Source organism: Bacillus sp. IBL03825 (genome assembly GCF_024712505.1).
In the GTDB taxonomy this organism is placed as follows: domain Bacteria; phylum Bacillota; class Bacilli; order Bacillales; family Bacillaceae_G; genus Bacillus_A; species Bacillus_A wiedmannii.
Genome location: NZ_JAMXKE010000001.1, coordinates 2,823,434 through 2,849,070 on the forward strand (window position 1 = coordinate 2,823,434; position 25,637 = coordinate 2,849,070).

Sequence of the window (25,637 nt, forward strand, 5' to 3'; positions counted from 1 at the left end):
TATGAAAAGAGGTATTATTGACCGTTTTGAAGGCGAACTAGCAGTTATTGAAGTAAATAACGTAACAATTGATGTACCTAAATCAAAACTCCCTTCTACTGCAAAAGAAGGTGATATTCTTATAATCGAGGATGATACGTATACAATTGATAAGAACGAAACAGATAAAAGAAGACGTGAAATCCAGAATTTAATGGATAAATTATTTGAATAGCAAGATTCAATAATAATTTGAGAAGAGCCGTCCTGTTGGATGGCTCTTCTTTTTTCACATATAGGAGCTATTTAACTTCATACCACCAACCTTTTTGATCAAGCCAGCCTTTCATAGCATTTAATTGCGTATCACTGGTAGGTTCAGTAACAAAATACGTTAAACCATCCGATTGTAAAATGAAGGTAGCAGTCATTTTTAAAGAAGTTAATGCTCCCATAACATCTGGAGTTTCATAAGGTGAAAAGGCTCCAGATTGGATAATATTTTGTTTAGAAACTTGTGCCTGTATATTTTCTTGTTTTGGTACTGATTCAGTAAACCAGAAAAGTGGCTTATTTCCTATTAATTGATTTAAATCACATTTGCCAATACCTGGTACATCACCTGTCTCGGTGTATTGCCAAATATCACAAGGATATGCTGGTTTATTACCTCCATATCTAGGAATCCATACAAAATCACTTTTTACGTTCGCCATACCGAATGGTTCATATACATGATGACCAACATATAAGCCAACTTTCTTAGCTCCTAGTCGGCGTAATTCATCGATAAAAGCTTGTGTACCGGCTCTCATATCATCCATTGTTTTTACTTCTACATCAGCCGCCCAAACAGTAGCGCTCTTATCACCGCGATTCCAAAAATCTTGCGCTTCCTTCTTCGCATCAGAAATTGAAATAAATCGGCAAAATGCATAATTACCGAAAGGAATATTTCTTATTTTCATTGCTTGAGCGTAATTTTTATATAAAGGGTCTACGTAATTCGAACCATCTTGTACCCTAGCGATTACGAAATCTAGTTGTGGAGCTGCTACATCCCAGTTAATGTTACCGTTCCATTTCGAAATATCTACAATATAACCCATTGCTTAACACCTCCTTTATCATTATTATATTCAGAGCTCGTCTTATTGCTCTTCCTCTCCTAAAAATTCAATAGTATTTATTAGTACATATAGTAAATACGACAAGTGTCTTTTACAAAGACAGTAACTCATTTACAGTAAAAAAGAAAATCATAGCTATACGAATCGTACTATTTGTCCCCATAATTACATCAGCTTGAGTAGTTGCTATAAATTAAAAATAGCATCACCTTGTTTGGTGATGCTTTTAAAATCCACTTTCCTTCTAGAACACGAATACTATTACTATAACCGCTTCTCTAAAAAGTGTTGACTATGTCCTTTAGGATGATCTTCAACTACACCATATTCTCGGTATCCGTGCTTTTTATAAAATTCTGGTGCTTGAAAACTAAATGAATCTAATAATATTAATCTACAACGTTTTTCCTTCGCAATGTCTTCAATTTTATGTAACAGTTGACTACCATAACCATCATGACGAACTGATTCATCAACCCACAAAAAATCTATATGAAGGTGATAAAAATACATCGTTCCTGTTACCCCGCCAAAGATTTTTCCACCCTCATCTTTCACTACGAAACTTACTTGTTCCATCGGCTGTTTTGCTTCATCTGTTAAAATAGATATGTTATATTGAATTACTTTATTTTTTATGTATTCTCCTTCAGCGCGAGTCCCATTCTCTAAGTGTTTCATATATTTCTTCCTTTCAATTTAGTTAGCTACCTTTAATTTTTCCTTTTCCTTTTTAAAATACTAATAAACACGAATCCACCATAAGTAACAAAACATGAAAAACCAATTATCCCTGGCACAGAGACATAGCCTATTCTTATATAACTTATAACGGCAAAACAAGCGATAGATAATAAAATAGATGGCCAAGCTGTTTTTCTTCGTCTCTGTTTCGATGTACTTTCTTTCTCTTCAGAAACACGTGTGCCAAAAAGCAATACAATACAAATGAGGATTGCTGCAAAGTAAATTGTATCTAATGACAGATTATGATCGTAAATCGCGATTCCAACTTCCATAGCGATAATCGTTAAAATTAATATGATGATTGTTGAAGTTTTTAAGTTTCTTTTCAATCACTCACCCCTAGTATGCCTTTGCTATACTTTTTGTAAATGCATATCCATACCTCTTTTTATATTGTTTTATCATCTTCTCACAATTCGATATAGAATATAAAAAACTTTTTTTATTACATGTTATTTATCCATACAATAAAAAAGATAGCATGAAATTTCCCCATACTATCTTTCTAAAATACATAATTCGCATAACGCAAACATTTACTCTTCCGTAGGCTTTTTAGGACCATTAAGCTCCAATTGATAAAAAGCTAAATCTAACCACCTGTTAAACTTATAACCAGCCTTCTTAATTGTCCCCGCATGAACAAATCCATAGTTTTCATGTAAGGCAATGCTTTTCTCATTTTCTGCATCAATTCCAGCAATTAAGGTCATATATTCCCTTTCTTTTGCAACTGTAATCAATGCTTTCATTAAAGAAGTTCCTATCCCATTTTTTCTATATTCCTTATGAACGTACACAGAATGCTCAATTGAATATTTATAGGCAGGCCAAGCTCTAAACGGGCCAAATGTCGCAAATCCTACTATTTTATTATCTAATTCACATACTAAAATCGGATAGCCGTTAGCCTTTTTTTGTTCATACCAATCTATTCTATTTTCAAGGGTTACAGGTTTATACGTATAGACGGCTGTTGTATTCAATATAGCATCATTATAAATATCTAACATGTATGTTACATCTTGTTTCCTTGCTTCCCTTATCATTGCTTTCTTCCTTTCATAAAGTATATCTTCTTTCCTTTCACTACTACATACGAATACGAGCTTTTCGGAAACCATCAAATATATTTAATACCGCAGATAAAATATAAATGATAATACCTCCACCAATTAACCACTTTTTAAATTCCTCTGGAGAAGTAGTAAACACATTTGCCACATACGTAATAAATCCTTCGTTAAATAAATACGGATTTACTACAATTACAATGAATACTATTGTTCCAGCTATTTGAAGTATAGCATTCCCGATTGCTAATCTTCGCGTCCATTGTCCCTGTACTAACTTATAAAGAGATATACCTATTTCAAATACAATCATAATAGCAACGATTGGCCAATACTGAATTAATACATCTTGATTAAACGTCGGCGCAATAAACTTCAATCCATTTTCCGTACCGTGGTATACGCCAACGAGATGATTCGCATAAAAGTAAAGTGTCGCCCATATTGCCGTCCACATTAGACCTCCAAACACTTCGAACTTTGAGATCGACTTTTTCTTTGGAACATACGAAGTATTTTTCAAATCATCAGGCGTCCATTTTTTTAAACTTGTCGTCAACGGTTGAGTACCTTTGTCTTTATCTGTTCTTTCTAAAATTGCAAATACAAGTGTCAACCAGAAAAATACATGGAGGCCTACTTCGACAATTTCCCCAATTCCTTTACCTATCAAATTTAAAATAACATTTAATACCGCTTGCTCACCATTATATCCTACAAAATTTTCTGCAACCATTGCAATAAGTGCGATTACAGCTGCTATTGGTATGATCATTTTTAACAATGTCGTATATACATCAAAATAACGTGGTCCAATTAAATACATCGGTCTATCCAGATAGCCATTAGCCAATGAAACTGGGCTTCCCAATTTTTCAAGGACACTCTTTACATCTTCCTCATTATACTCATCAGGTAACATATCCTCGATAGTTGACCGTAGTTCAAGAATAATATCTTCACGATTTTTTTCAGGTAATCTCTTCGCTACTTCTTCGACATAAATATCAATCAAATTCATTCTTGTCCTCCTCCTTTAATAAGTTATAAAGTTCTTTCGAATCCTTTATCCATTCCTTTTTTAACTGCAAAAATATCTCTAATCCGTATTCACTTAAAACGTAATACTTACGAGGCCTACTCTCCGTTTTATCCCAACTACTCGTCACTAGCTCTTGCTTTTCTAATCGGCGAAGTAGTGGATATAAAGTACTTTGATCGATTGTGATCCCTGATTGCTCCAATAATTGGACAAGTGAATACCCATACTGCGGTGTTCTTAACTGGCTTAAAACCGCTAATGTTAATGTCCCTCTTCTTAGTTCAGTAATTAACGAATTTAATAAAGCATCCATTCACTCACCTCATTTCCATTACTATATGTCATACAGTATATGTTTTATACTATGTATCGTACAGTATTAGTGTGATAAAAACAATGCGTATTTACAAAAAATAGATAATAAAAAAGCACAAACTATATAATTTGTGCTTTTCTTGTTAATTTAAACAGCTATTACAACCTTAATTTTGTACCTCTTGTAATATAAACTCTCCTTTTTCTTTAGTAAATGGGGTAACACCTACAATTGCCTCAATATTAATTACTCCATATACATGCGGATATTCTTGACCGTTAGAAGCAAGTTCATATTTTATTTCTGCTTTTATTAAGGATGGATCGATTGTCAGTAATAAAACATTTTCTTCATGACTAAAATATTTTTCAACAACTTTTAAAGCTTGCTGTAAAAATGAACAATGAATAAATCCCTCTTCTTTAAGTGAAGCTTCATTAACTTCTCCATCTACCTTTGCGATTTCCCAATTTCTTTTTGTTATTACTTTTGTTATCATAGTTATCCTCTCTCCATGTCTTTATATAGAAAAACAAGAGGTTCTTCTTTTTGTTACTAGAAAATCCTCTTGTATGTAATATTTATTTTAATCCATTAATTAAAGGCGATATTTCTCCGCTATGGAAAATCCATAAATCATGAAGTGACCTTGTACATCCGACATATAGTAACTTTGCATCATGTTTCGTATTTTTATAATGTTCTTCATCAACATCGATTAATAGAACAGCATCAAATTCTAGCCCTTTTGCCAAGTATACAGGTACTACTGAAATACCACCTTCATATTTACTTTGATCTGCTTCAATGACGTTTACGGCCAATCCTGCTTTTGTTAATTTTCCATATATATCGCGGCATTCATCGTCTGTTCTTCCTATTACCGCAATGGTTTTCACATCTTCGTTTTGTAGATGTTTTAACGTCTTCATAATTTCATTAAATTGATCTTCTGCATGGATTACCTTAACATCTTCACCACTGCGAAAAACTGGTGTTGCGAGCCCAACTGGAATCTCTGCATTTTTAATTATTTCGTTCGCAAATTCTATAATTTCTTTTGTAGAACGATAACTTCTCGTCAGTTCATAATAACCTGTTTCTTGGAATACTTCTTTAAAAGCACTCCAATCTTCAATCCCTTGATAATCATAAATTGCTTGAGATAAATCACCTAATATAGTAAAAGAATTACCTAGTGTAATTTCTTTTACTACATAAACTTGGAATGGCGAGAAATCTTGCGCTTCATCAATAACGACGTGATGGAATTTCTGTCCGATTTCAATACCTGTTATGCGGTGATGTATGTAAATTAAAGCTGGTAAATCTTCTACATACACTTCTTTTTTACGACAACTCTTTTCAGTTTCTTTCACAAGTTCTTCAGGCAATACTTCGAGTATTTCTTTACTTTTCAATATTGAACTATATAGTGAAAGTGCACTCATTTTCGGCCAAAACTTCATATATGTGTTCAATCTCTTTGTCGCTTCTTTTTTTAGTAATTTCTTCTCGTTTGTTTCTCCATACTTTTTCAGTTCAATTTCAATCCAGCGCTTCATTCTGCCGACTAATCTTTCTCTTCTTTTCTTTAATGGATAATGTTTATATTCAACTTGCATCCATTTTTTTATGTCTTCTACCGGAATAATAGCTTTGTCCCATGCCTCAAAATCACTTGTTGGTACTAATTCATTTTCAAATTGAATCATTCTCTCTTCAATAAAGGACTTAAATTCTAGTGTACCTTTCAATTTACCGAGCATAACCTTTTCTTCATCACGATTAATAGAAAATGCTTCTTTCAATTTTCCTTCTGTCTGCTTCAGTTTCACCGAATCATCTAACGTACGTAATGCCCAATCTGGAAATGTTGTTTGACTAATATTCCCTACACCTAATTCAGGAAGCACACTCGAAATATAGTCTAAAAACAGACTATTCGGAGCGAATACAATCATTCTCTCAGCTTCTAATTGTTCACGATATTCATAAATTAAAAAAGCAAGGCGATGTAAAGCGATCGTTGTTTTTCCGCTTCCTGCAACCCCTTGAATTAATAATGGTAAGTTTCTTTCCGCACGAATAATATCGTTTTGCTCCGATTGTATCGTTGAAACAATATCCTTTAGTTTATTATCTTTATTCTCACCTAATCGATATAGAAGAAAATCATCGGCATGAGATACATCTTCATTTCCTTTTACATATGTATCAACAACACGTTCTAGTTCTCTTTTTCGGATTGAGATGTTTCGCTTTAAATAAACATCACCTTCTACTAATCCATCTGGCGATTGATAAAACGCTAATTCATCACCGCCGGTAAATGAATAAAACATACTTGCGACAGGTGCCCGCCAATCAATTACAATCGGTTTCATTGTGTCTTTATGTGAAACACCTACTTTACCGATGTAGATCGGCATAACTTCTTCCTTGCCGTCCTCTTGAAAATCTAATCTTCCAAAGTATGGTTCTTGCACTCCAATACGTAAGTTTTGTCTATTAGATTCTCTCATACTTTCTAGAATTTGTTCTTTAAAATCATCTCCATAATAAACCGGAATGCTTTCGAGCTGTTCTAATTGATCATCCATCGTACTTAATGTAGCTTTCATCCTTTGTAACTCTTCTTCAAAAATGTTGTTCATTTGATGATTCCCTCCTGTCCGTTCAATTTTTTAGTCGAAATACAATTGTATTAAAAATCCATTTATAAAGTCAATAGTTTTAGTAAGAATTTTCTAAATCAAAAAAGAGTAGAGATTAATCTCTACTCTTCTTTATTTTAATCCGGTACGCCAAGCATTCATTTAAAGTTGCTAATTCTTTATATTTTCGTTTTTCAAAATCATATGCTCCTCCTGGGAAGAATCCTACAATACTTAAACCAGCTTCAGCACATAGATTGCTAATCTCATCTACCGTATAACAACGTAAAGACTGTGTAACTATATCATTTGGATTATTAGGATGCCACCAATGATCTAACATTCTCTCATTTATAAGATCATATTCGTATTTTCGCATAGCTGCACTTAAGGTCATTTCTTGTCCACTTGCTTTTTTCCAATACAATGGTTGATACATATCAATAAGTGCACATCCATCATCCTTCATCCAGTTTTTAATGCGTTTTAATAGAATCAATTGTTCATCATCTGTTCCTACACCAAATCCATCTAAATAACTAACAACATCAAACTTTTCTTCAAAATTAATTTTATAAAAATCAGCGCAATGAATATCTATATCATTAGTAGAATGCTCTTTTGCAAACATAACTAACTCTGGTATAAGCTCAACTGTAGTCATTTTCACTTGTAACTTAGACATCGCCCTTGCGAATCCACCATTTCCTGCTCCTAGTTCCAACATCGAATGGAATGGATATCCAACTTGTTCTTTAACTTCTTTCGCAACTTGCTCTAACCAGCTTTCTGTATTGATATCGTAATTGGATAGTTTAAATTGTTTTTCGTAAAATTCTCTCACATTTAATTCGTTCATTATTATTCTCCTCCTGCAATAGATTTTTCTTCTACAGGTGAAAAACTAAATCTCTAACACCCATGAAAAAAACCATTCAAATTTCCCTATATTTACAATTTATCAAAATAATAAGAATTTTGAAAGTACCAATATAAAAAGCAGATAATGGATGATACCACTATCCGCTCTATGACTGCTATTATTTTTCTTGTTGATACTCTACCCAATCACCAGAAATGATAACTTTCTTTAACATCCCTATATCTTGAGCAACATACACAAATGCACGTATTTCTCTATCACCTAAATAAACCGTTTCGGTGATTCGGTCATATAAATCACTTTCTGCATTACCTGTATATTCTTCAAGTTCATCTAATTTTTGCAGAACAACCTCATTTACTTCATAAACTTCTCCGTATACTTTGTCCTCATTTGAACAAATCATTGCCGGATACCCTTCGTTTGTATCAAATAATTTACCATACGTCCATGCTCCGTCTGCGATGCATATTGCCCCTTGCATAAAATGAGCATTCGTTTGCTCTTTTCTTAATGTGCCATACACGAAAACGTGATGCATATATCCCTATCCCCTTTTTATATATCTACTTTCTAAATTGTAAATATGCACGAATCATAAAGTAACTCACTTCATTTGGAAGTTGTTCCTTAATTGATTTCAGACCACCCTCTGCATTTTGCACGGCAGTTTCAATCAGTGATTCATATTCTGCAGGAACAAAACTGTTCCAGTCTATTTCCATTCCATCCTCAAAAGAGCGAATTAAATGATTTTCAATTGTTTGTCTTGATAAGCCACGTTCTTTCGCAATTTCATCTAGATCAATGCCTTGTTTATACATTTCATACGTTTCTAAATGAGAATTTGCTGAAGCTTTCCCTGACTTTTTCCGCTCTGTCACCACTTCTGTTTTAACTGTTTCAGCATAGTTTGGATTGTCCTTAATAAAGTGCTGAACTGCTTGTAAGAAATGAGAACCATACTTCACAAGTTTATGTTCGCCGATCCCTTTCACAGTTAAAAGTTCAGAGTCACTATGCGGCATTTTTGCACACATATCTTTCAACGTTTGATCAGAGAAAATAACGAATGGAGGTACACCTTCTCCTTGCGCAATTTCTTTACGTACTTCGCGAAGCACTTCAAATAAAGGATGATCTTGAACAATTTGTCTTGTCTCTACTCGTTCTTTACGTAAAACATTCTCTTTACCTAATAATACTTCTTTCCCTTTTTCTGTTACTTTTAATGTTGGATACGTACCATGTTCAACTGCAATTAACTCATCTGAAATTAGAAACTCAATAAATTCACTGACTTCTTTGACGCTTCGATTTGATAGTAATCCGTATGTTGGTAAAGTATGAAAATTAAATTCAATAACTTTCTTATTTTTAGATCCAGTTAGTACTTGTGCAATCATTTGTTTTCCAAATCGCTGGTTCGTCCTAATCATGCAAGATAGAACCATTTGTGATTCTCTCGTCACATCGATACTTTCGCGGTCGTCCGTACAATTACCGCAGCGGCCGCAATCTTCTTTCGGTTCTTCTCCAAAGTATTGCAAAATAAATGATTGTAAACATTGTTCTGTATGACAGTAATCAGTCATATTTTGCAGTTTTTCAAGTTCATTTGAAAAACGAGATTCTCCTGTCGATTGGTCAATTAAAAAGCGCTGTACTTGCACATCTTGAGAAGAATATAACAATATACATGCACTATCTAATCCATCACGGCCAGCACGTCCTGCTTCTTGATAATAACTTTCCATGTTTTTTGGCAGTTGATAATGGATAACGTAACGAATATTCGATTTATCAATTCCCATCCCAAATGCAGATGTCGCTACCATTACACTCACTTCATCACGTAAAAAGAGTTCTTGCTGCTCATTTCGATCTGTATCACTCATACCAGCATGGTATTTTGATACAGAAACTCCTGCTTTCATTAAATCTTCATACAACTGATCAACTACTTTTCTAGTAGCTGCATATATAATCCCAGATTCTTTTTGATTTTGACGAATATAATCCGCTAAATATGCATTACGATCTTGTCCTTTAATAACAGAAAATGATAAGTTCTCGCGCTCAAACGTTGTCATAATCGTATTTTCTTGATTAATTCCAAGCGTGTTGCAAATATCTTCACGAACTTGTGGTGTTGCCGTCGCAGTTAATGCTAGGACAAGCGGTTTTTCTGGAAGATAATCTAATATGCGATGTATATGTAAATAACTCGGACGGAAATCATGTCCCCACTGCGAAATACAGTGCGCCTCATCAATTGCAATCATCGGGATTTTCATATCGATAAGTTGGTCAACAAATTCCATTGAATCAAGACGCTCCGGCGCCACATAAAGTAACTTATAATGTCCTTGTTTTGCTAATTGAATTCGTTGATTCGCTTCCGCAATCGAAATAGAACTATTAATATAAGTAGCTGAAATACCGTTTTGTACTAATGTATCTACTTGGTCTTTCATAAGTGAAATCAAAGGTGAAATAACTAATGTCGTTCCTTCGAATACTAATGCGGGAATTTGATAACAAATTGACTTACCACCGCCCGTAGGCATGATACAGACTGTATCTTTCCCATCTAATACATTTTTAATTGTTTCATCTTGCCCTCTTCGGAATGACGAATAACCGAAATAAGACGCTAAAAGTTCTTGTGCTTTTGTAAACAAAAAAGAGTCACCTGCTTTTCTTTATCTTTCATCTATTACTATTATATCATCACTTATGTGTCATGAAAGTGATGAATACAAGACTAACAGCTTGCTTTTTCATTATTTTATGCTTCTCTACGTTTTAGAGGTTGTTTAGCAACGGTGTTTTAATGGCTATTTATAAATTTTAAAACATAAATAAAGCACATATAAAATGAATTACAAAATAAATATACATTTTATTAATCTTCCTTGAATACTACTAATCTTATACATATGAATTCAGGAGGTTACTATATGAAACAGCAGAATATTAGTTCCACCAAGCAGAAAACAGTACCGAATCAACTCCAATTCTCGAATCATGATGCGTGGAAATATGAATCATATTATAAATACCAGCCATTATTTTCTTATAAAAAGCTTTTTCATTTTCTTTCTCAACTTTTTAAACGTTAATACGTGTGCGAAATATATCCATTCACAAAACTTTTCTCAATATAAACCTTATAGACTTAATACAATACAGTTGATATCATATGACATATTCTGTTGGATAAAACTCCTTAATTTGACCTGCTTATATAAGCAGGTCTTTTTTGACTATTATATATTTCATTACGCTTTTAGATGCTTGCAAGTCTTTTCTCCATTTTATAACCATACTTCACTTACAACAAATGATTATATTAACCAGAAGTAAAATATAAGTTCTTAACATTTAATGAAGTAATTCTTTTTTTCTCAATACACAAAACGATTTTTACTTGTTACTATAAAAGTACTCTAGATGAGTTTTTGCTCATCTACATTATCTAGTTAAAGGGATCTGCTGCGGGAAGCGGATCCCTTTGACTTTATTAAAGATTCACTTTTATTTGGACACATTTACCAGGTTTTTTTAATAGAATTTTATGATAACATTACTTAGTCGAGTCCGACATCTCGGCAATACCCTTTTGAGGCTCTGCAACTTCCCTTGCAGAGCCTTGTTTATTTTTATATTCATTTTATTTATATATACCACAATAAAATCCTTCATCTTTTTCCACATCAATTTCTGAAATTAATCTAGGACACGTAACTAAAAATAAATTCCCATCATACTTTGAGTTATACATGTTCAAAGGAGTGTTACCGTTTATGTATTCTTATTGGCAATCGTATTACTCCCCCTATCATAACCCTTATGTACACTTTGATACATCTGTACGTAATTACCGAATTAGTAAAAATGAAAACTTTTTAAAAGGTTATATGCGTTCTTTATGGGAACAACATGTCGCTTGGACGAGATTAGCTATTATAAGTATTGTCTTTAATTTACCAGACGTTAACGTTACAGTTGGACGTCTTCTTCAAAATGCAACACATATGGGATTATCACTTGAACCATTCTATGGTGAGGATGCTGTAAAAAAATATAGTGCATTAATTAAAGACCACTTAGTCATTGCTGCGGATCTAGTTAAAGCCGCAAAAGCTGGTGATCAAAATGCAGCTGCCGCTATAGAGAAAAAATGGTACGCTAATGGTGATGAAATTGTGGCGTTTCTTGCTAGCATCAACCCTTATATAGAAAAAGAAGAATTCAGAAAAATGTTTTATGAACATTTAGCACTTACGAAAGCAGAAGCGCTTGCCTTCCTAAATAAAGATTTTGAAGCAAGCGTAAAACTATATGATAAAATTGAAAAAGAAGCATTAGAAATGGCTGATATGATAACAAACGCAATCGTAAAACAATTCCCGCAAGTGTTTCAATAATAATAAGCCGATTTGAAAACACAAATCGGCTTATTAAACTTTCTATCAATGAAATTTCACCTCTCCTCTTTACATTTAACGTATATCGATATATTTTATTAATATCCGTTTTTTATAGGAGGAAATAGTTTGATTAACGCCATTGGTCTCGTATTTATCCTCACAAATAAACACGAGAAAAAGAAGAAAGTTTATCTAAATGAAAAATTCGCATTAATAGACATTATTGATTCTAAAGAAGTAATTGATGAAGAAGGGAACTCACTAGTAGAACTAACATGTAAATACAGTATTTATCTAGATGAAAAATATTACTGTAAATCTCTCGATGATTATACTGGACAAGTATTTCCGTTCTTGAGCGCTAAAATAGGAAAAGGTCTTCTTAGAAACTTAAATTACTATTTCTCTTACGTTGATGCCTATGATAAAAAACCACCCGTTAAAGAAATTAGACCACTTATGAAACAAGTAACGAACAGATAGCGAAATATACGCAAAAAAGAAAGCATCTAACTTCGGATGCTTTCTTTTTTGAATCAAGCACTCGTTAACTTCTATCTTTCTTCTAAAAATATGTATCTAGGCATACTTTAAATTAAAAACATTGGAGGATTAAACTGGATGAAATACTCAGAAACAATTGTTAGTAAACGGCTTCGAACACTTAAAATATTTACTATGTTTATCATGCTAGTTTTAATCGCATGGCTTGGATATACAAAATTAATTTTTGAAAACGGATTTCTTCAAGAAAAGAAACTTTCAGTTGAAGTAATGAATACTAGTATTACAGGTGAAATCGAACAAAGTTTCCATGTGAATTTACAAGGTTACCGTAAAATAGACGTTGATACTATTATAGATGCAAGTAAAACCGATCCGAGCGAACTATCATTAATCGAGCTAATTAATACATCTTGTTCGCGAGATTGCATAAGTGAACCATTGACATATGTGGACGAAAACAATGGATATATCTTTTATAAGGAATCTACCGGAACTAATGTAGCTATCAAGATTAAAAAACAAGACACGTGGGAAATTGTAAAAAAATCTGTTCAAGATGGAATATAACCTTAAAAAATTAAAGAGTACTTAGCGTACTCTTTTTTATTATTAATACCCTTCATGTTTACAATGACATTTCGGTTTCTCTTTACAATTGCATTTTTCACAATCACACTTCGATTTCTCCTTGCAGCGACACTCGTCACAATCACATTTCGGTTTCTCTTTGCAACGACATTCGTGACAATCCCTGCATTTACATCCACATCTTCCGAACATTAAATCATCCCAAAATGAACGCCTGCAATTACAATGATTCCCCATAAATATTCCTCCTCCTAAATAGAATTCATCATATTCTATGATGAAAAGTAGAAAGAGGTTTGTTTACTAGTCTACATTCTAGATTTATAAGTATAGTTATAAATGTTATACTTTTCTATTAGTTGTACCTAATATATTTAAAGAGATTACTACAAAGAAAAAAGCCCAATATTTGGGCTTTAAATTAATATGTATTTTCTATTTTTTTGCTCACAATATATATAACTAAAAAGCTCTTACAACAAGTTGGCTATAGTTCCTTTCCTTCCCCCACAGCCCCTTTCAACCTCTGTAACATATATCCAATTCCTTTACATCCTGCTAACGGATACGTAATGTTTTCTTCTGGATATAATTGTGTCACTACTTTCTTATGCTTCTTGCCTGCAAGTAAAACAATTTCATCAAACTGAAGCAAGTCTTTTTCAATCATCTGTTGTTTTAATTGTTCCACGCTAATAATCTCATCGCTTTTTGAATCAAATGCAAGGTCATAGTTTTCTAGAACAATATCATTTGGTCTTAAAAATCCATGCTTCGCCGATAAGATAACCCAATTCTCGAAAAACAGAGTTGCATACGCCTGACATGCTTTTCCGAACGGGCTAATATATACATCTTTTGCCTCCATCGGTCCGAAATCTGGATACTTATCCCAAATCTTCTTTTTTCCGCATGGAATTATGCATAACCTTTTCATCTTTATTTCTTACCTCACTTCTAACTTTTTAAATATAAAAATATAGAATTCTCTTCTTCTTCATACTCAGCTTCTATATCACCAACACCCACTACGTTCCAACCATTATTTGTTACTATCGGCTTTTCATTCATTATAATATGAACTTGTGTCATATTTTTAAAATTTTCTTCAAAAGATGCTAAAACAGGTTGATTTATCATATATGTTTTATTATGTATACATACACTTAAAAAGGTTTTATGTAACGCTTTATTTTTGTTTAATTTTACATTCATTGGATTAAACGAATTTAATTTTATATTCCCTACAATATACAGATGATACCCTTCTTCTTTATAAAATTGCATAAAATCCTTATCCCTTTCGTTTTGTACAAAATGAAGGATTTGCTTCGTTTCTTTACTTATTGCAAATTCATTATTTAAACTTAAAACAACATTAATGTTTTGTTTTAAAAAAGCATATAATGATTTATCACTATTAAAGAAGCTCGTTCTCCATTCAGAATGCATCTCATCTAATAATAAACATAAAAGCATTCCTGAGCTATAGCAACTCTTCCTAATGTTACAATTAGCATCATATATATCTAAAATAAGTCCGCTATATTTTCGTAATGTTTCACTTTCATCATTTTTACATACTGCAATGTGGGCGTTCATTTCAACATACCAAGCAGGCCCCTCTATACTTTCAACCATACACTCATAAGTGATAAACTCTTCTTTCATAAAACTAGTTCTTTGCTCTCTTAGTTCAATAAATTGCTTAATATAATTATATTTCTCAGCTTGTGACTTACAATGCACAGCATCATATAAACACATTCGTTCTTTATTTCGCAATTCTATATTTCCCTCTATTATAGGATATTGAAATCCTAAAGTTTCATTTGGAAATCTACTTTCTTTATTCAAATATTGATAGCAATGAAAAAGTTCGTGCACCACAACTGCAAGTAAACTTTCATAATCTCTATGCCTATTCATATTCACGATGGCAGTCGGATAATCTTTTAATAGGATAAATGTATCAGCCTTAAATTGTTCATCCCGCTTTAAAATGGCATACTCACCATCATCTTTCAAAAATAATGGATGATGAAATACATACACATGCTCATCATTATATAGTGCAAATGCAGCCCTATTAAAACCAGGCCATAGTGTATTCAATAATTCTATACTTACATCTTTCTTTATTCGATTTAATATATTGTTCATTATATGTAACACCCCTATATCATTCTACATACACCTATTCTATTCCACTTAATAACAACCCTTTTATTTACATAAATGTTAGAAAAACATATATCTTTTCTCAAACTATAATGTATTATACAAATATACATGTGATAATTTTATGAAAAGGAGGTGAACAAATGAAAAATATAATCCCTGCACTAGTACTCTATATTATTGTTTGCATAATCGCTATGATTGCTCCAGCATCTGAAGGTTATAATCATATTGGCTGGAAGTTGTTTGTTGGGCAAGCGTATGCCATACCTATTTTCATCATTGCGGCTATTATTACATTTTATATAAACAAGAAAAAATCTACGAACAAACAGTTATAAGGATAGCAAATGCTATCCTTATTTTAATTCATTAATTAGATCAAAAATTACACTTGCAGTACTTTCTATCCTTTCTTCCGAAAAGTCAAACGTGATACCTGTTTTTTCATATATTTCTTGCATGGATAAATTCCAATCTGCACTCGCACCTTCTTTAAAGAAAGCAATCGCTTTTTCTGGGTCTTCTCGATAAATTTGAAACAATTGCATTGCTCCTATTTGTGCAATTGCATATTCAATTTTATAAAAAGGAAACTGAATAAAATGAAATGATTCTAACCAACTTGAACTAATTTCATCTTCTAATCCAGCAATATCGACTGATGAATATTGATACCTTTCGCATAGTTCCATATATTTCTTATCACGTTCTCCTGGAGTATGGTTTGGATTTGAATACAGCCAGTGCTGAAATACATCTCCTGCAATTGACGACATTAACAGTGAGAAAGCACGATATAATTGTACGCGCTGTACTTCTTTATATTCATCCTCTTGCTTATAAAAGATATCCAGCTTATCCATTACTAGCAACTCAAGACTGAGAGAATAAAGCTCAGCCACTTCTTCGCGAAGATATTTTTCTTGCATACTACTATCATTGTTAAATTGTTTATAAAAATGAAAGGCATGCCCTACTTCATGTATAAGTGCATTAATTGCATAAAATGATGGACTAAAATTAGAATACACAAAAACCTCTTTACTATGAGGCAAGGTAAAACAAGCGGCTCCTGGCGCTTTATTTTCACGTTCTTCTACGTCAATGAATCCAGCTTTCCTTATATGAATAAATTTCTCATAAAAATATAAATCAGTCTTCCGAAACACTTCTTCCACCCCATACAATAAATCAACGGTATTTTGAAATGGGACTTTTAGTAAATTACAAGGCGTTAGATCCCACGGGCGATACGTTTTTACACCGAGATTCTTTTTAGAAAGACTTCCCAACTGTTTCCAAATTGGTACAACATACTTTTCTATAGATTCATGAAGTTTATAACACTCTTCAATACTATAATCTCTATTTTTTTGTTTAAAAGCATATTCACTATAATTATTAAATCCTGCATGTAAAGCTGTCTCATTCCGCAATTGTACGAGTTCATTCATAATACAATCTATTTCTATTTTCACTACACTTCTTGCTTCACATAAAGCGTACCAAGCTTTTTCACGAATAGCTCTATTAGGGTTATCTAGCTTTGCTTTTACATATGCATACGTCTTTTGCTCGCCTTCCCAATTAATAGATATGTTAGACATTATTTCTCTATATTTCGTAATAAGCTCTTGCTCTTTAATGGTAAGAGCAATGTTCTTGTCATTAAACATTTTACTTTTTATCAATCTTGCTTTTGTCATAAAACCGTATTTCTGCTCATCTAATAAGTCGGAAAACGGAGACTCTATAAATTTCTGGTCAAATTTTGCATTGTATCTTTTTAAAAGTGGTTGAATTGTATTTTGATTATACATATGTAAATTACGTTTATTTCTGTCATTTGTATCTCTATACGTGGCGATTAAACTACTTGTTATCTCCTCTTCTATTTCAGCGGTTACACTCTGTTCATCCAAAAGCCAATTCTCTAATTCTGAAACAGAAGTAATATTTCGCTCTAAAAGTGACTGTAATTTACTCTCCAAATCATTAAGCATACACACTCCTCCTGTTTTAAAATTTTAATTTTCTGTTTTTTAGAGATAGAAAAGGACAAATAGCCAATCCGACTACTTGTCCTTGCTGTTTATCTGTACTTAATAAAATTAAGCTTGGAATGCTTCTGTTAATACTGGTACGATTTGTTTTTTACGAGATACAACACCTTTTAATGTAGCAGTGTTGTTTTCTAGAGATACGTTGTATGCTTTCTCAACAACGTTTGCTGCTTTACCGATCGCAAGACCGACAGAATCGTTAGTTAAGATATCAGTTACAACGAATAAGAATAGGTCTAAACCTTTTTCTTCTACTACTGCAGAGATAACTTTTTCAAGTTCCGCTTGGTGTACAAGAACGTCGTTTGTATCAACAGCGTTTACTTGTGCGATTTCAACTTTCGCATTACCCATTTGGAATTCTTTAGCGTCAAGAGAGATTAATTGCTCCATTGTTTTTCCGCTTAAGTCAGCACCAGCTTTTAACATTTCTAAGCCGTAGCTATCAGCATCTACACCAGCGATTTCCGCTAATTCACGAGCTGCTGCTACGTCTTGCTCTGTGCAAGTTGGAGATTTGAATAGTAAAGAATCTGAAATGATTGCAGATAACATTAAGCCTGCAACTTCTTTACGAATTGTAACGCCATTTTCTTTGTACATTTTGTTTAAGATTGTAGCTGTACAACCAACTGGCTCACAACGGTAGTAAATAGGATCGCTTGTTTCAAAGTTAGCAATACGGTGATGGTCAATAACTTCTAACACACGAACAGATTCGATATCGTTAGCACTTTGTTGACGCTCGTTATGATCAACTAAAATAACGTTGTCCACTTCGCTTGCAACTGTCTCAACAAAACGCGGTCCTTCTACTTTAAAATGATCTAACGCAAATTGAGTTTCACCGCTGATTTCACCTAAACGTACAGGCTCAGCATTCATTCCTAATTCTTTTTTCAATTCTGCATAAGCAATTGCAGAACAAATTGCATCTGTATCTGGGTTTTTATGCCCGAAAACTAGTACTTTTTCCATGTTTTCCACCTCTTCATGAAAAGGATATCTTAAAGAAGCAAATATGACAATATTTAAAGCCCATTTTTTTATAAATAATTGCACTTTCTTCTATATTTTTCATCGTTTTTCGGAAAAAAGATCATCTAAAATGAATTAGATGATCGAAATGTATATTTTATTTAAAATAAGGTAGGAGCCTGCACTACATGATTTAGCGCGAAATTTGATGCTAAACCGTTATTTACAAGGTTAACATCTATAACTTGATAAAATGCATTCCCAGTATCTGCAATTTCCCAAACAGCTAAAATAAGGTGATATCCATTTCTATCAGTAGGTACATTTGCTTCATGTGTTACTGAAGTTCCTGGTCTAGTTCCTCCATCATTTTTCACATAGAATGGCACTAAATCTAAATCAGACCTTGTTAACGGCTTATTTGGATTCCAATCTTTTTTCGTAATATAGTATTTCCATTCTTTCGTACTATGAGGTGCCGTTAGTTTCCACTTGAATGTATTCGTCCCGCCGTTTAACGTAACTTTCTTCCACCTATCAACTGTTTGAACGTCTAAAGCAGGAAAATGGCCAGCTCCGGCAATTTGTCCATCAGAAGGTCCTAATTGCGGGAATCCACCTATTCCTTCTACACTTTGTGGCTCATATTGAATCGGTCCGCAATTCACATTTACCCCTTGCTTACATAAATAAGAACGGCTTGCTGGTGATTCAACATATCCATGAGCTGAAGCTTTCTCTGAAAAACCGAAAGTTAACAATCCCGTAAGTAATATGCTACCACTTAACATAACTTTCTTCACCTTCTGTAAACCTTTCGTTTTCATCCCGACATCCCCTTTCGCATAATAAAGCGAAAACAACTATAGTTGCCTAGTCATCTCCTCTACATTCATTATAAGATGAGAGACTATACAAACATAACCCTCTAAAAACTTTCTCAAATTCAATTAGTACATTAAATTAATTTTATTGATACATTCAAATAACACCGCTAGAGAAATATAGGCGGTGTTAAAAATCGGAGTTTATTATTTTTAGCATAATAGCTTTTTAATCATAACTTATAAAACTTTATAATAAATAACTGTAGCATCTAAATCACCACTCGGAGAAATTGCGTATTCTGGTATTTTTCCAACTTCTTTATAGTCTAATGATTTATACAATCTATTAGAAGGGTCTCCTTCTCTCGTATCTAGTACAATAAGAGACCTTTTTTCTTGCTTTGCTCGCTCCTCTGCTTTTTGCATAAGTAAACGCCCAATGCCATTACGTCTAAAGTTTGGATGAGTCATTAACTTACAAATTTCAGCTCTATGAATCCCATTAAGTTTTGTAACTAAATGTAATTGAATACTCCCGGCCACTTCATTATTTATTTTAGCGACATATAAGATTACTTCTGGTGCTAATACAGTTTCCCAATACTTCGCTGATTCTTTCCGTTCCAGTGGAGGTAAAAAACCAATTGACGCCCCATCATTTACAACCGTTTTCAAAAGTTTAGAAAGCTCTTCCACATCATCTTTTATTTGCTTAATTTCTTCAATTACTACATTTTGCATTACTAATCCCCCTTTTATGTCATTGTACCAAGTTTTAAGGAAGGAAAAATGAATTACTAAGATGAAATTATTTAAAGTACAATTTTTTAGAGAAAGGATACCTATATGAAGTATATATTAGATAGGACATATGCAAGAGAATTACTCGAGTGGGCATATAAACAAAGCCCAGGTCCGTGGTTCGAACATTCATGTAATGTTGCCCTTGCAACTGAAAAGATAGTTGTAGAACTTATTAATAATGGGTATGACCTAAATGCTGACATAGCATATAATGCTGCTCTGCTACATGATATAGGAAGGTATAAAGGTTTTACTAAATCTGTTATTCATTCCTATGATGGTTATATGTATATGAATGATTTAGGGTATACAGGAAACGCAATTATTTGCGTGACACACTCTTTCCCGTGCAAAAATGAGCATTTAAATATCGCAGCGGAGTGGAGCCTTGTTCCTGATTATATGAAAAGCCAATTAATTGAAATATTAAATGAAAATAGTGACTACGACTTATACAGTAAGGTCATTACCCTTTGTGACGCACTTGCTGATGCGGAAGGCTTTACTACTCTTGAAAAAAGATTGATTTCAGTTGGTTTACGACATGGAACAACCCCTCATTCCTCTTTACATTGGAAAGGTTTCTACACAATTAAAAACGAATTAGAATCTTTAATCAGTAAGAGTATATACAGAGTTCTTCCTGACGTAGAGAAATCGATTTATAAAAATATGGAATATTAAATTACATACAACTTAATAACGATAGAATTTGTATGTAAACAAAAGAACAAAACAAAAGCTATTGATTATATGAAACAATTAAAACTTTTTAGAAAATCTTAAAACTAAATAAATAATTGTGCTTTCACATTCCCACAAATTTAAAAACCTTACTTTATTACATCACATACCAGATAATTTTTATACTCAAATTTAATCTCACGTAAAAGAACGTTTTAAACATAAAGTTTAAAACGTTCTTTTATATTCAATGCTTTTGATTTTTCAGTTCACTTAAACACTCTTGTACTAATGTTACTGCTTGACTCATTGCAGCTCCGCCAGCAAATGCTGCTGAAACACCGCATGCTTCCAGAATTTCTTTATCTGAACACCCTTGATCAAGACAACCTTTTGTATGATAAATGGTACAGTACTCATCTTGCGTTGCTAGACTAATTCCTAATGCAATAAGTTGTTTTTCTCTTTTTGTTAAAGAACCCTCTTGAAAACAAGCTTGCGTGAATGCATTATATGTTTCAGCAATTTCAGGGATTTGGTTAGTAAAACTACCGATACCTTCTTTATAATGATGTAGAACATCATTTACTGAACTATGTTGTTCGTGTTCCATCTTATTATTACCCCCATTCAAATTATGTGTACCTATTGTAGTATGTGATGAAAAGAAGGCAATATACCTCATTTAAAAGAATGAATATTCAGTTTATTAAGGTTACAATTTCAGACTATCATCCACTACAGATTGTTCCTTATAGTTTTTCCTTTCAATCTCTTTACTTCTCTCTTCCCAAAAAACTAATCCTTCAATCCCAACATTTTTAGGATTAAATACTGGATCTTTCCCTTCTTTTTTCTGTGCTTCATAATCTTTTAACACTTTTAATGCGATTTTACTTAATAGTAGAATCGCAATTAAGTTTAACCATGCCATACTACCGATTCCTAAATCTCCAAGATTCCATAAAAGCGACGCTGATTCAACGCTACCGATGTAAACCATAATTAAAAATCCAATTTTTAAAACTGGTTTTAACCAGCTATGTTTAAGATCACGATCTAAATAAGTAAGCGTCGTTTCAGCAATATAGTAGTATGCGAGTAATGTTGTAAATGCGAAGAAGAAAATTGCGATTGAAATAAATAATGGACCAAACCCTGTCATAACAGTTTCAACTGCTTGTTGTGTATAGATCGGACCTGCATCAACATTCCCTATGTTCTTTACAATAGCGCTTTTCCCTTCCGGTATAACATTATACATACCTGTTATTAAAATCATAAGAGCTGTCGCTGTACATACAACAATAGTATCGATATATACAGAAAATGCTTGAACTAATCCTTGTTTTGCAGGATGGGATACTTCAGCAGCAGCGGAGCTATACGTTGCTTCTCCAACACCTGCAACATTTGAAAATACAGCGCGCTTTACGCCCCATGCAATTGCTGCACCGACGATTCCGCCAAACATTTCATTTACACCAAAAGCACTAGAGAAAATTAAAGCGAACATACTTGGAATTTCTGTTACATTCGCAATTAATACGATACATGTAACAATTACATAACCAATTGCCATAAATGGAACAAGCATTTGCGAAACGCCCGCAATTCTCCTTACGCCACCAAAAATGATTGATGCTAATAAAATAACTAATAATATTCCAGTTATATATTTGCTAATGCCATTAGAGTTTTCAAATCCAACTGCGATACTACTAGACTGAATACCTGGTAATAAAACGCCATATGAAAGTGTTACAACAACCGCTACAATGACTGCAAACCATTTCATTTTCAGGCCTTTTTCAATGAAATATGGTGTACCACCGCGGTATTCATTTCCGACTTTACTTTTATATACTTGAGATAATGTTGATTCAACAAATGCACTCGCTGCTCCTAAAAGAGCCATTACCCACATCCAAAACACGGCTCCCGGTCCGCCAAAAGCGATAGCTGTCGCGACCCCTGCGATATTACCTATTCCAACCCTACCTGATAAGGCTAAACAAAATGCTTGAAAGGATGAAATTCCCGTCTCCGAGCTCTTCCCTTCAAATAATAGTTTAATCATCTCTTTAAAATAACGAATTTGCAGAAAACGAGTGGCAATTGTAAAATACACACCTGCCCCTAATGCAAAAACAACTAACCCAATACTCCATACTTGCCCTACTAACCACTCTACTAATTGCTCCATCCAAATCCCCCTTAACATTCTTTTGAAAACTATTTTATATATAAGAAAACGGACAACTATTATTAAACCTTCCAGTTGTCCGCAGCTCTTATTATTGCACCCCTCTATTTATTAACAGTTAGATTCTCTATTACTTTATATTTACCCAAACGCTTTTCACTTCTGTATAGTTATCAAGCGCATATGAACCTAACTCACGACCGATACCAGATTGTTTAAAGCCACCAAATGGTGCAGCTGCATTTTCTAAATTATAATCATTAATCCATACTGTTCCTGCTTTTAATTTATTAGCAACTTGATGTCCTGTTTTAATATTTTGTGTCCATACGCCCGCAGCGAGTCCGTATGAAGAGCGATTTGCTCTTTCGATTACCTCTTCTGTTGAATCAAATGGAAGTACAACGACAACTGGTCCAAAAATTTCTTCTTTCACAATTGTCATATCATCAGTAACATTTGTGAATACTGTCGGCTGTACAAAATATCCTTTTTCAAATGCCCGTTCACCACCAGCAGCAACAGTAGCACCTTCTGCCTTTCCTTGTTCAATGTAATGTAGCACACGCTCTTGTTGCTTTTTAGATACAAGTGGACCCATTTCCGTTTCCTTCTCCATACCTGCTCCAAGCTTCACGTTATTCGCCATTTTCACTAGTTCATTTACGACTGTTTCGTAATGTTTTCGGTGAACGAATACGCGAGATCCGGCACTACAATTTTGGCCGTGATTATACATAATGCCGTGGAATGCACCGTTAATCGCTTCTTCTAAATCAGCATCTTCTAAAATGATATTTGGTGATTTACCACCAAGTTCTAACGTTACATGTTTAATTGTTTCTGCAGATTGACGCATAATATATTTTCCTGTAACTGTTGAACCTGTGAAGGCTACTTTATCAATATCATGATGGTTTACGATTGCAGCTCCTGCTTCTGGGCCAAAACCTGGAACAAAGTTTACAACACCGTTTGGAAAACCTGCTTCTTTAAAGAGCTTCGCTGTATATAATAACGATAAAGGCGTTTGCTCTGCTGGTTTTAATACGATTGTACAACCTGTTGCTAGTGCAGCTCCCATTTTCCAAGAAGACATAACGAGTGGAAAATTCCAAGGAATAATTTGACCTACAACGCCAACAGGTTCATGGCGTGTGTAATTTAAGTAATCTTTTGAAATCGGAATCGTTTGCCCGATAATTTTTGTAGCCCATCCTGCATAATAGCGATAATTTTCTACAGTCGCTGCAATATCATCATCCAGTGCTACTTGATATGGTTTCCCATTATCTAAAGCTTCTAACTGCGCTAATTCTTCTCCATGCTCTTCAATTAAGTCTGCTAATTTATAAATAAGGTGTGCTCTTTCAGCGGTAGTCATTTCTGCCCAAGGTCCTGATTCAAATGCAGATCTTGCCGCTTTTACAGCGACATCAATATCATCTTCTTGCGCTTCACATACGACAGCCAGAACATCTTCTGTTGCTGGATTGTATGTCTCAAATGTCTTCCGACTAATGGAAGGAACAAATTCACCATTAATAAACATTTTAATTTCTTCATTTAAAAACGCTTTCACTTTTGGTCTCAGCTCAATGTTTGTCGCTAACATATATGATCTCCTCCTTATTTAAACAGCTGCATGAGCTGCAATTTTTGAAATAATCGTTTGAAGTTTTTGATCTTCTTCTTCAGTTAATCCGAGTCTCGGATAACGAGAAGGCCCCCCCGCTTGTCCGTGTAATTCCATTGAGCGTTTAACGATTTGTACATATTTTCCTGATCCTTCAAGAAACTCGCAAAGAGGTAAAATAGCATCGTTTATTTCCCAGGCTTTTTCTAATTCACCATTTTGGAAATGCTCATGCATTTTCGTAACAAGTCCCGGTACAATATTTCCTGCTACTGAAACCCATCCCGTTGCACCTACTAAATAAGATTCCATAACTAAATCTTCAGATCCACAGAATACTTGAAAAGCACCTTCGCCTTGTCTTACTAAATCTCTTGCTTTACGAATATCTCCGCTAGATTCTTTAATATGTGTAACATTTTCACATTCTTTTCCAATACGTAGCATGAGCTCTGTACTCATATTGATACCAGATGTAAACGGATTATTGTATAACATAATTGGTATATTTACAGCGTTTGAGATTTCTTTAAAATGAAAATAAATTTCCTCTTCTTTCGGCTTACAATAGTACGAGTTAATAATTAATGCGCAATCCGCTCCGTGTGCTTCTGCATGTTTCGTATATTCAATCGTTTCTTTCGTCGTTTCTGCTGCAGTTCCTACAATAACTGGAATACGGCCATCAACTTCTTTTAATACTGTTTCTACCATTTTAAATCGTTCTTCTTTTGATAAACTAACAAACTCACCTGTGCTTCCATTAATAATAATGCCAGCTACCTTTTGATCGATAAAATAGTTTACGTTTTGTTTTACACCGTTCCAATTAATTTCTTGAAACTCATCCATCGGTGTGATCAATACTGGAAATGCCCCTTTAATTTTTTTCATATT

At 33.7% G+C, this 25,637-nt stretch carries 29 protein-coding genes; 7 read left to right on the top strand and 22 right to left on the bottom strand.

Annotated elements, in window-relative coordinates:
• Position 1 precedes the first annotated feature (1 nt).
• Positions 2-214 (top strand): DUF3006 domain-containing protein, encoded by a 213-nt coding sequence (locus NHG49_RS14445; RefSeq protein WP_064475499.1) that lies wholly within the window; start codon positions 2-4, stop codon positions 212-214.
• A gap of 67 nt (positions 215-281) precedes the next feature.
• Here the strand turns inward: NHG49_RS14445 and NHG49_RS14450 are convergent, their stop codons facing one another.
• The 11 genes from NHG49_RS14450 to recQ form a co-directional block, all read right to left on the bottom strand.
• A complete protein-coding gene (locus NHG49_RS14450) occupies positions 282-1,088 on the bottom strand; it encodes a GH25 family lysozyme (RefSeq protein ID WP_098103153.1) in 807 nt (268 codons plus the stop codon).
• Positions 1,089-1,373: 285 nt separating this feature from the next.
• Positions 1,374-1,790 (bottom strand): GNAT family N-acetyltransferase, encoded by a 417-nt coding sequence (locus tag NHG49_RS14455; RefSeq protein WP_149173553.1) that lies wholly within the window; start codon positions 1,788-1,790, stop codon positions 1,374-1,376.
• A 32-nt stretch (positions 1,791-1,822) separates the two neighbouring features.
• Positions 1,823-2,185, bottom strand: a complete 363-nt coding sequence (locus tag NHG49_RS14460) for a hypothetical protein (protein ID WP_098103151.1) — start codon at positions 2,183-2,185, stop codon at positions 1,823-1,825.
• A gap of 207 nt (positions 2,186-2,392) precedes the next feature.
• Positions 2,393-2,905, bottom strand: a complete 513-nt coding sequence (locus NHG49_RS14465) for a GNAT family N-acetyltransferase (protein WP_033662712.1) — start codon at positions 2,903-2,905, stop codon at positions 2,393-2,395.
• Between the two features lie 43 nt (positions 2,906-2,948).
• Positions 2,949-3,950, bottom strand: a complete 1,002-nt coding sequence (locus NHG49_RS14470) for an HAAS signaling domain-containing protein (protein WP_149173552.1) — start codon at positions 3,948-3,950, stop codon at positions 2,949-2,951.
• Positions 3,937-4,284, bottom strand: a complete 348-nt coding sequence (locus NHG49_RS14475; RefSeq protein ID WP_061679735.1) for a PadR family transcriptional regulator — start codon at positions 4,282-4,284, stop codon at positions 3,937-3,939. Before NHG49_RS14475 ends, NHG49_RS14470 begins: the two co-directional genes overlap by 14 nt.
• A gap of 169 nt (positions 4,285-4,453) precedes the next feature.
• The gene (locus NHG49_RS14480; RefSeq protein WP_098103149.1) at positions 4,454-4,786 is read right to left on the bottom strand and encodes a DUF952 domain-containing protein; all 333 of its coding nucleotides are present in this window, start codon (positions 4,784-4,786) and stop codon (positions 4,454-4,456) included.
• An 82-nt stretch (positions 4,787-4,868) separates the two neighbouring features.
• Entirely contained in the window at positions 4,869-6,944 is a 2,076-nt protein-coding gene (locus NHG49_RS14485; protein ID WP_149173551.1) for a HelD family protein, read from the bottom strand.
• 115 nt (positions 6,945-7,059) lie between these two features.
• Complete coding sequence (locus NHG49_RS14490) at positions 7,060-7,803, bottom strand: class I SAM-dependent methyltransferase (RefSeq protein ID WP_064475506.1); 744 nt, start codon at positions 7,801-7,803, stop codon at positions 7,060-7,062.
• Positions 7,804-7,984: 181 nt separating this feature from the next.
• Positions 7,985-8,368: a gamma-glutamylcyclotransferase family protein gene (locus NHG49_RS14495; RefSeq protein WP_064475507.1), complete on the bottom strand. Its 384-nt coding sequence runs from the start codon at positions 8,366-8,368 to the stop codon at positions 7,985-7,987.
• Positions 8,369-8,393: 25 nt separating this feature from the next.
• Positions 8,394-10,511 carry a DNA helicase RecQ gene (recQ, locus tag NHG49_RS14500; protein ID WP_064475508.1) on the bottom strand — a complete coding sequence of 706 codons (2,118 nt, stop codon included), beginning with the start codon at positions 10,509-10,511 and terminating at the stop codon, positions 8,394-8,396.
• A 279-nt stretch (positions 10,512-10,790) separates the two neighbouring features.
• Here recQ and NHG49_RS14505 point away from each other — a divergent pair, with 279 nt between their 5' ends.
• The 4 genes from NHG49_RS14505 (at position 10,791) to NHG49_RS14520 (ending at position 13,337) form a co-directional block, all read left to right on the top strand.
• On the top strand, positions 10,791-10,952 hold the full coding sequence (locus tag NHG49_RS14505) for a hypothetical protein (RefSeq protein WP_170957602.1): 162 nt from the start codon (positions 10,791-10,793) through the stop codon (positions 10,950-10,952).
• A 684-nt stretch (positions 10,953-11,636) separates the two neighbouring features.
• A complete protein-coding gene (locus NHG49_RS14510) occupies positions 11,637-12,260 on the top strand; it encodes a hypothetical protein (RefSeq protein WP_064475509.1) in 624 nt (207 codons plus the stop codon).
• A 129-nt stretch (positions 12,261-12,389) separates the two neighbouring features.
• Positions 12,390-12,746: a hypothetical protein gene (locus tag NHG49_RS14515; RefSeq protein WP_064475510.1), complete on the top strand. Its 357-nt coding sequence runs from the start codon at positions 12,390-12,392 to the stop codon at positions 12,744-12,746.
• 138 nt (positions 12,747-12,884) lie between these two features.
• Positions 12,885-13,337 carry an SET domain-containing protein gene (locus NHG49_RS14520; protein WP_064475511.1) on the top strand — a complete coding sequence of 151 codons (453 nt, stop codon included), beginning with the start codon at positions 12,885-12,887 and terminating at the stop codon, positions 13,335-13,337.
• 2 nt (positions 13,338-13,339) lie between these two features.
• Here NHG49_RS14520 and NHG49_RS14525 read toward each other — a convergent pair whose 3' ends face one another.
• From NHG49_RS14525 to NHG49_RS14535, 3 genes are all read right to left on the bottom strand, one after another.
• Positions 13,340-13,537 carry a hypothetical protein gene (locus NHG49_RS14525; protein ID WP_120340933.1) on the bottom strand — a complete coding sequence of 66 codons (198 nt, stop codon included), beginning with the start codon at positions 13,535-13,537 and terminating at the stop codon, positions 13,340-13,342.
• A gap of 308 nt (positions 13,538-13,845) precedes the next feature.
• Entirely contained in the window at positions 13,846-14,295 is a 450-nt protein-coding gene (locus NHG49_RS14530; RefSeq protein ID WP_064475513.1) for a DUF6884 domain-containing protein, read from the bottom strand.
• A 20-nt stretch (positions 14,296-14,315) separates the two neighbouring features.
• The gene (locus NHG49_RS14535) at positions 14,316-15,521 is read right to left on the bottom strand and encodes a hypothetical protein (RefSeq protein ID WP_064475514.1); all 1,206 of its coding nucleotides are present in this window, start codon (positions 15,519-15,521) and stop codon (positions 14,316-14,318) included.
• Between the two features lie 161 nt (positions 15,522-15,682).
• Here NHG49_RS14535 and NHG49_RS14540 point away from each other — a divergent pair, with 161 nt between their 5' ends.
• Positions 15,683-15,880, top strand: coding sequence for a DUF4017 family protein (locus NHG49_RS14540; RefSeq protein ID WP_046954126.1), 198 nt, complete (start codon positions 15,683-15,685; stop codon positions 15,878-15,880).
• An 18-nt stretch (positions 15,881-15,898) separates the two neighbouring features.
• Here NHG49_RS14540 and NHG49_RS14545 read toward each other — a convergent pair whose 3' ends face one another.
• From NHG49_RS14545 to NHG49_RS14560, 4 genes are all read right to left on the bottom strand, one after another.
• On the bottom strand, positions 15,899-17,545 hold the full coding sequence (locus NHG49_RS14545; RefSeq protein ID WP_098103145.1) for a M3 family oligoendopeptidase: 1,647 nt from the start codon (positions 17,543-17,545) through the stop codon (positions 15,899-15,901).
• Between the two features lie 108 nt (positions 17,546-17,653).
• A complete protein-coding gene (ppaC, locus tag NHG49_RS14550) occupies positions 17,654-18,583 on the bottom strand; it encodes a manganese-dependent inorganic pyrophosphatase (protein ID WP_000416841.1) in 930 nt (309 codons plus the stop codon).
• 161 nt (positions 18,584-18,744) lie between these two features.
• Entirely contained in the window at positions 18,745-19,410 is a 666-nt protein-coding gene (locus NHG49_RS14555; RefSeq protein ID WP_064475516.1) for a lytic polysaccharide monooxygenase, read from the bottom strand.
• A 237-nt stretch (positions 19,411-19,647) separates the two neighbouring features.
• Positions 19,648-20,151 (bottom strand): GNAT family N-acetyltransferase, encoded by a 504-nt coding sequence (locus tag NHG49_RS14560; protein WP_064475517.1) that lies wholly within the window; start codon positions 20,149-20,151, stop codon positions 19,648-19,650.
• 105 nt (positions 20,152-20,256) lie between these two features.
• Between NHG49_RS14560 and NHG49_RS14565 the strand changes: the two genes are divergently transcribed.
• Positions 20,257-20,898: an HD domain-containing protein gene (locus tag NHG49_RS14565; RefSeq protein ID WP_064475518.1), complete on the top strand. Its 642-nt coding sequence runs from the start codon at positions 20,257-20,259 to the stop codon at positions 20,896-20,898.
• Between the two features lie 247 nt (positions 20,899-21,145).
• Here the strand turns inward: NHG49_RS14565 and NHG49_RS14570 are convergent, their stop codons facing one another.
• From NHG49_RS14570 to dapA, 4 genes are all read right to left on the bottom strand, one after another.
• Positions 21,146-21,583, bottom strand: coding sequence for a carboxymuconolactone decarboxylase (locus NHG49_RS14570; protein WP_139326442.1), 438 nt, complete (start codon positions 21,581-21,583; stop codon positions 21,146-21,148).
• 30 nt (positions 21,584-21,613) lie between these two features.
• On the bottom strand, positions 21,614-23,104 hold the full coding sequence (locus NHG49_RS14575) for an alanine/glycine:cation symporter family protein (RefSeq protein WP_064475519.1): 1,491 nt from the start codon (positions 23,102-23,104) through the stop codon (positions 21,614-21,616).
• Positions 23,105-23,234: 130 nt separating this feature from the next.
• Positions 23,235-24,719: an aldehyde dehydrogenase family protein gene (locus NHG49_RS14580; RefSeq protein ID WP_149173548.1), complete on the bottom strand. Its 1,485-nt coding sequence runs from the start codon at positions 24,717-24,719 to the stop codon at positions 23,235-23,237.
• Positions 24,720-24,737: 18 nt separating this feature from the next.
• Positions 24,738-25,634 carry a 4-hydroxy-tetrahydrodipicolinate synthase gene (gene dapA / locus NHG49_RS14585; RefSeq protein ID WP_064475521.1) on the bottom strand — a complete coding sequence of 299 codons (897 nt, stop codon included), beginning with the start codon at positions 25,632-25,634 and terminating at the stop codon, positions 24,738-24,740.
• Positions 25,635-25,637: the final 3 nt, after the last annotated feature.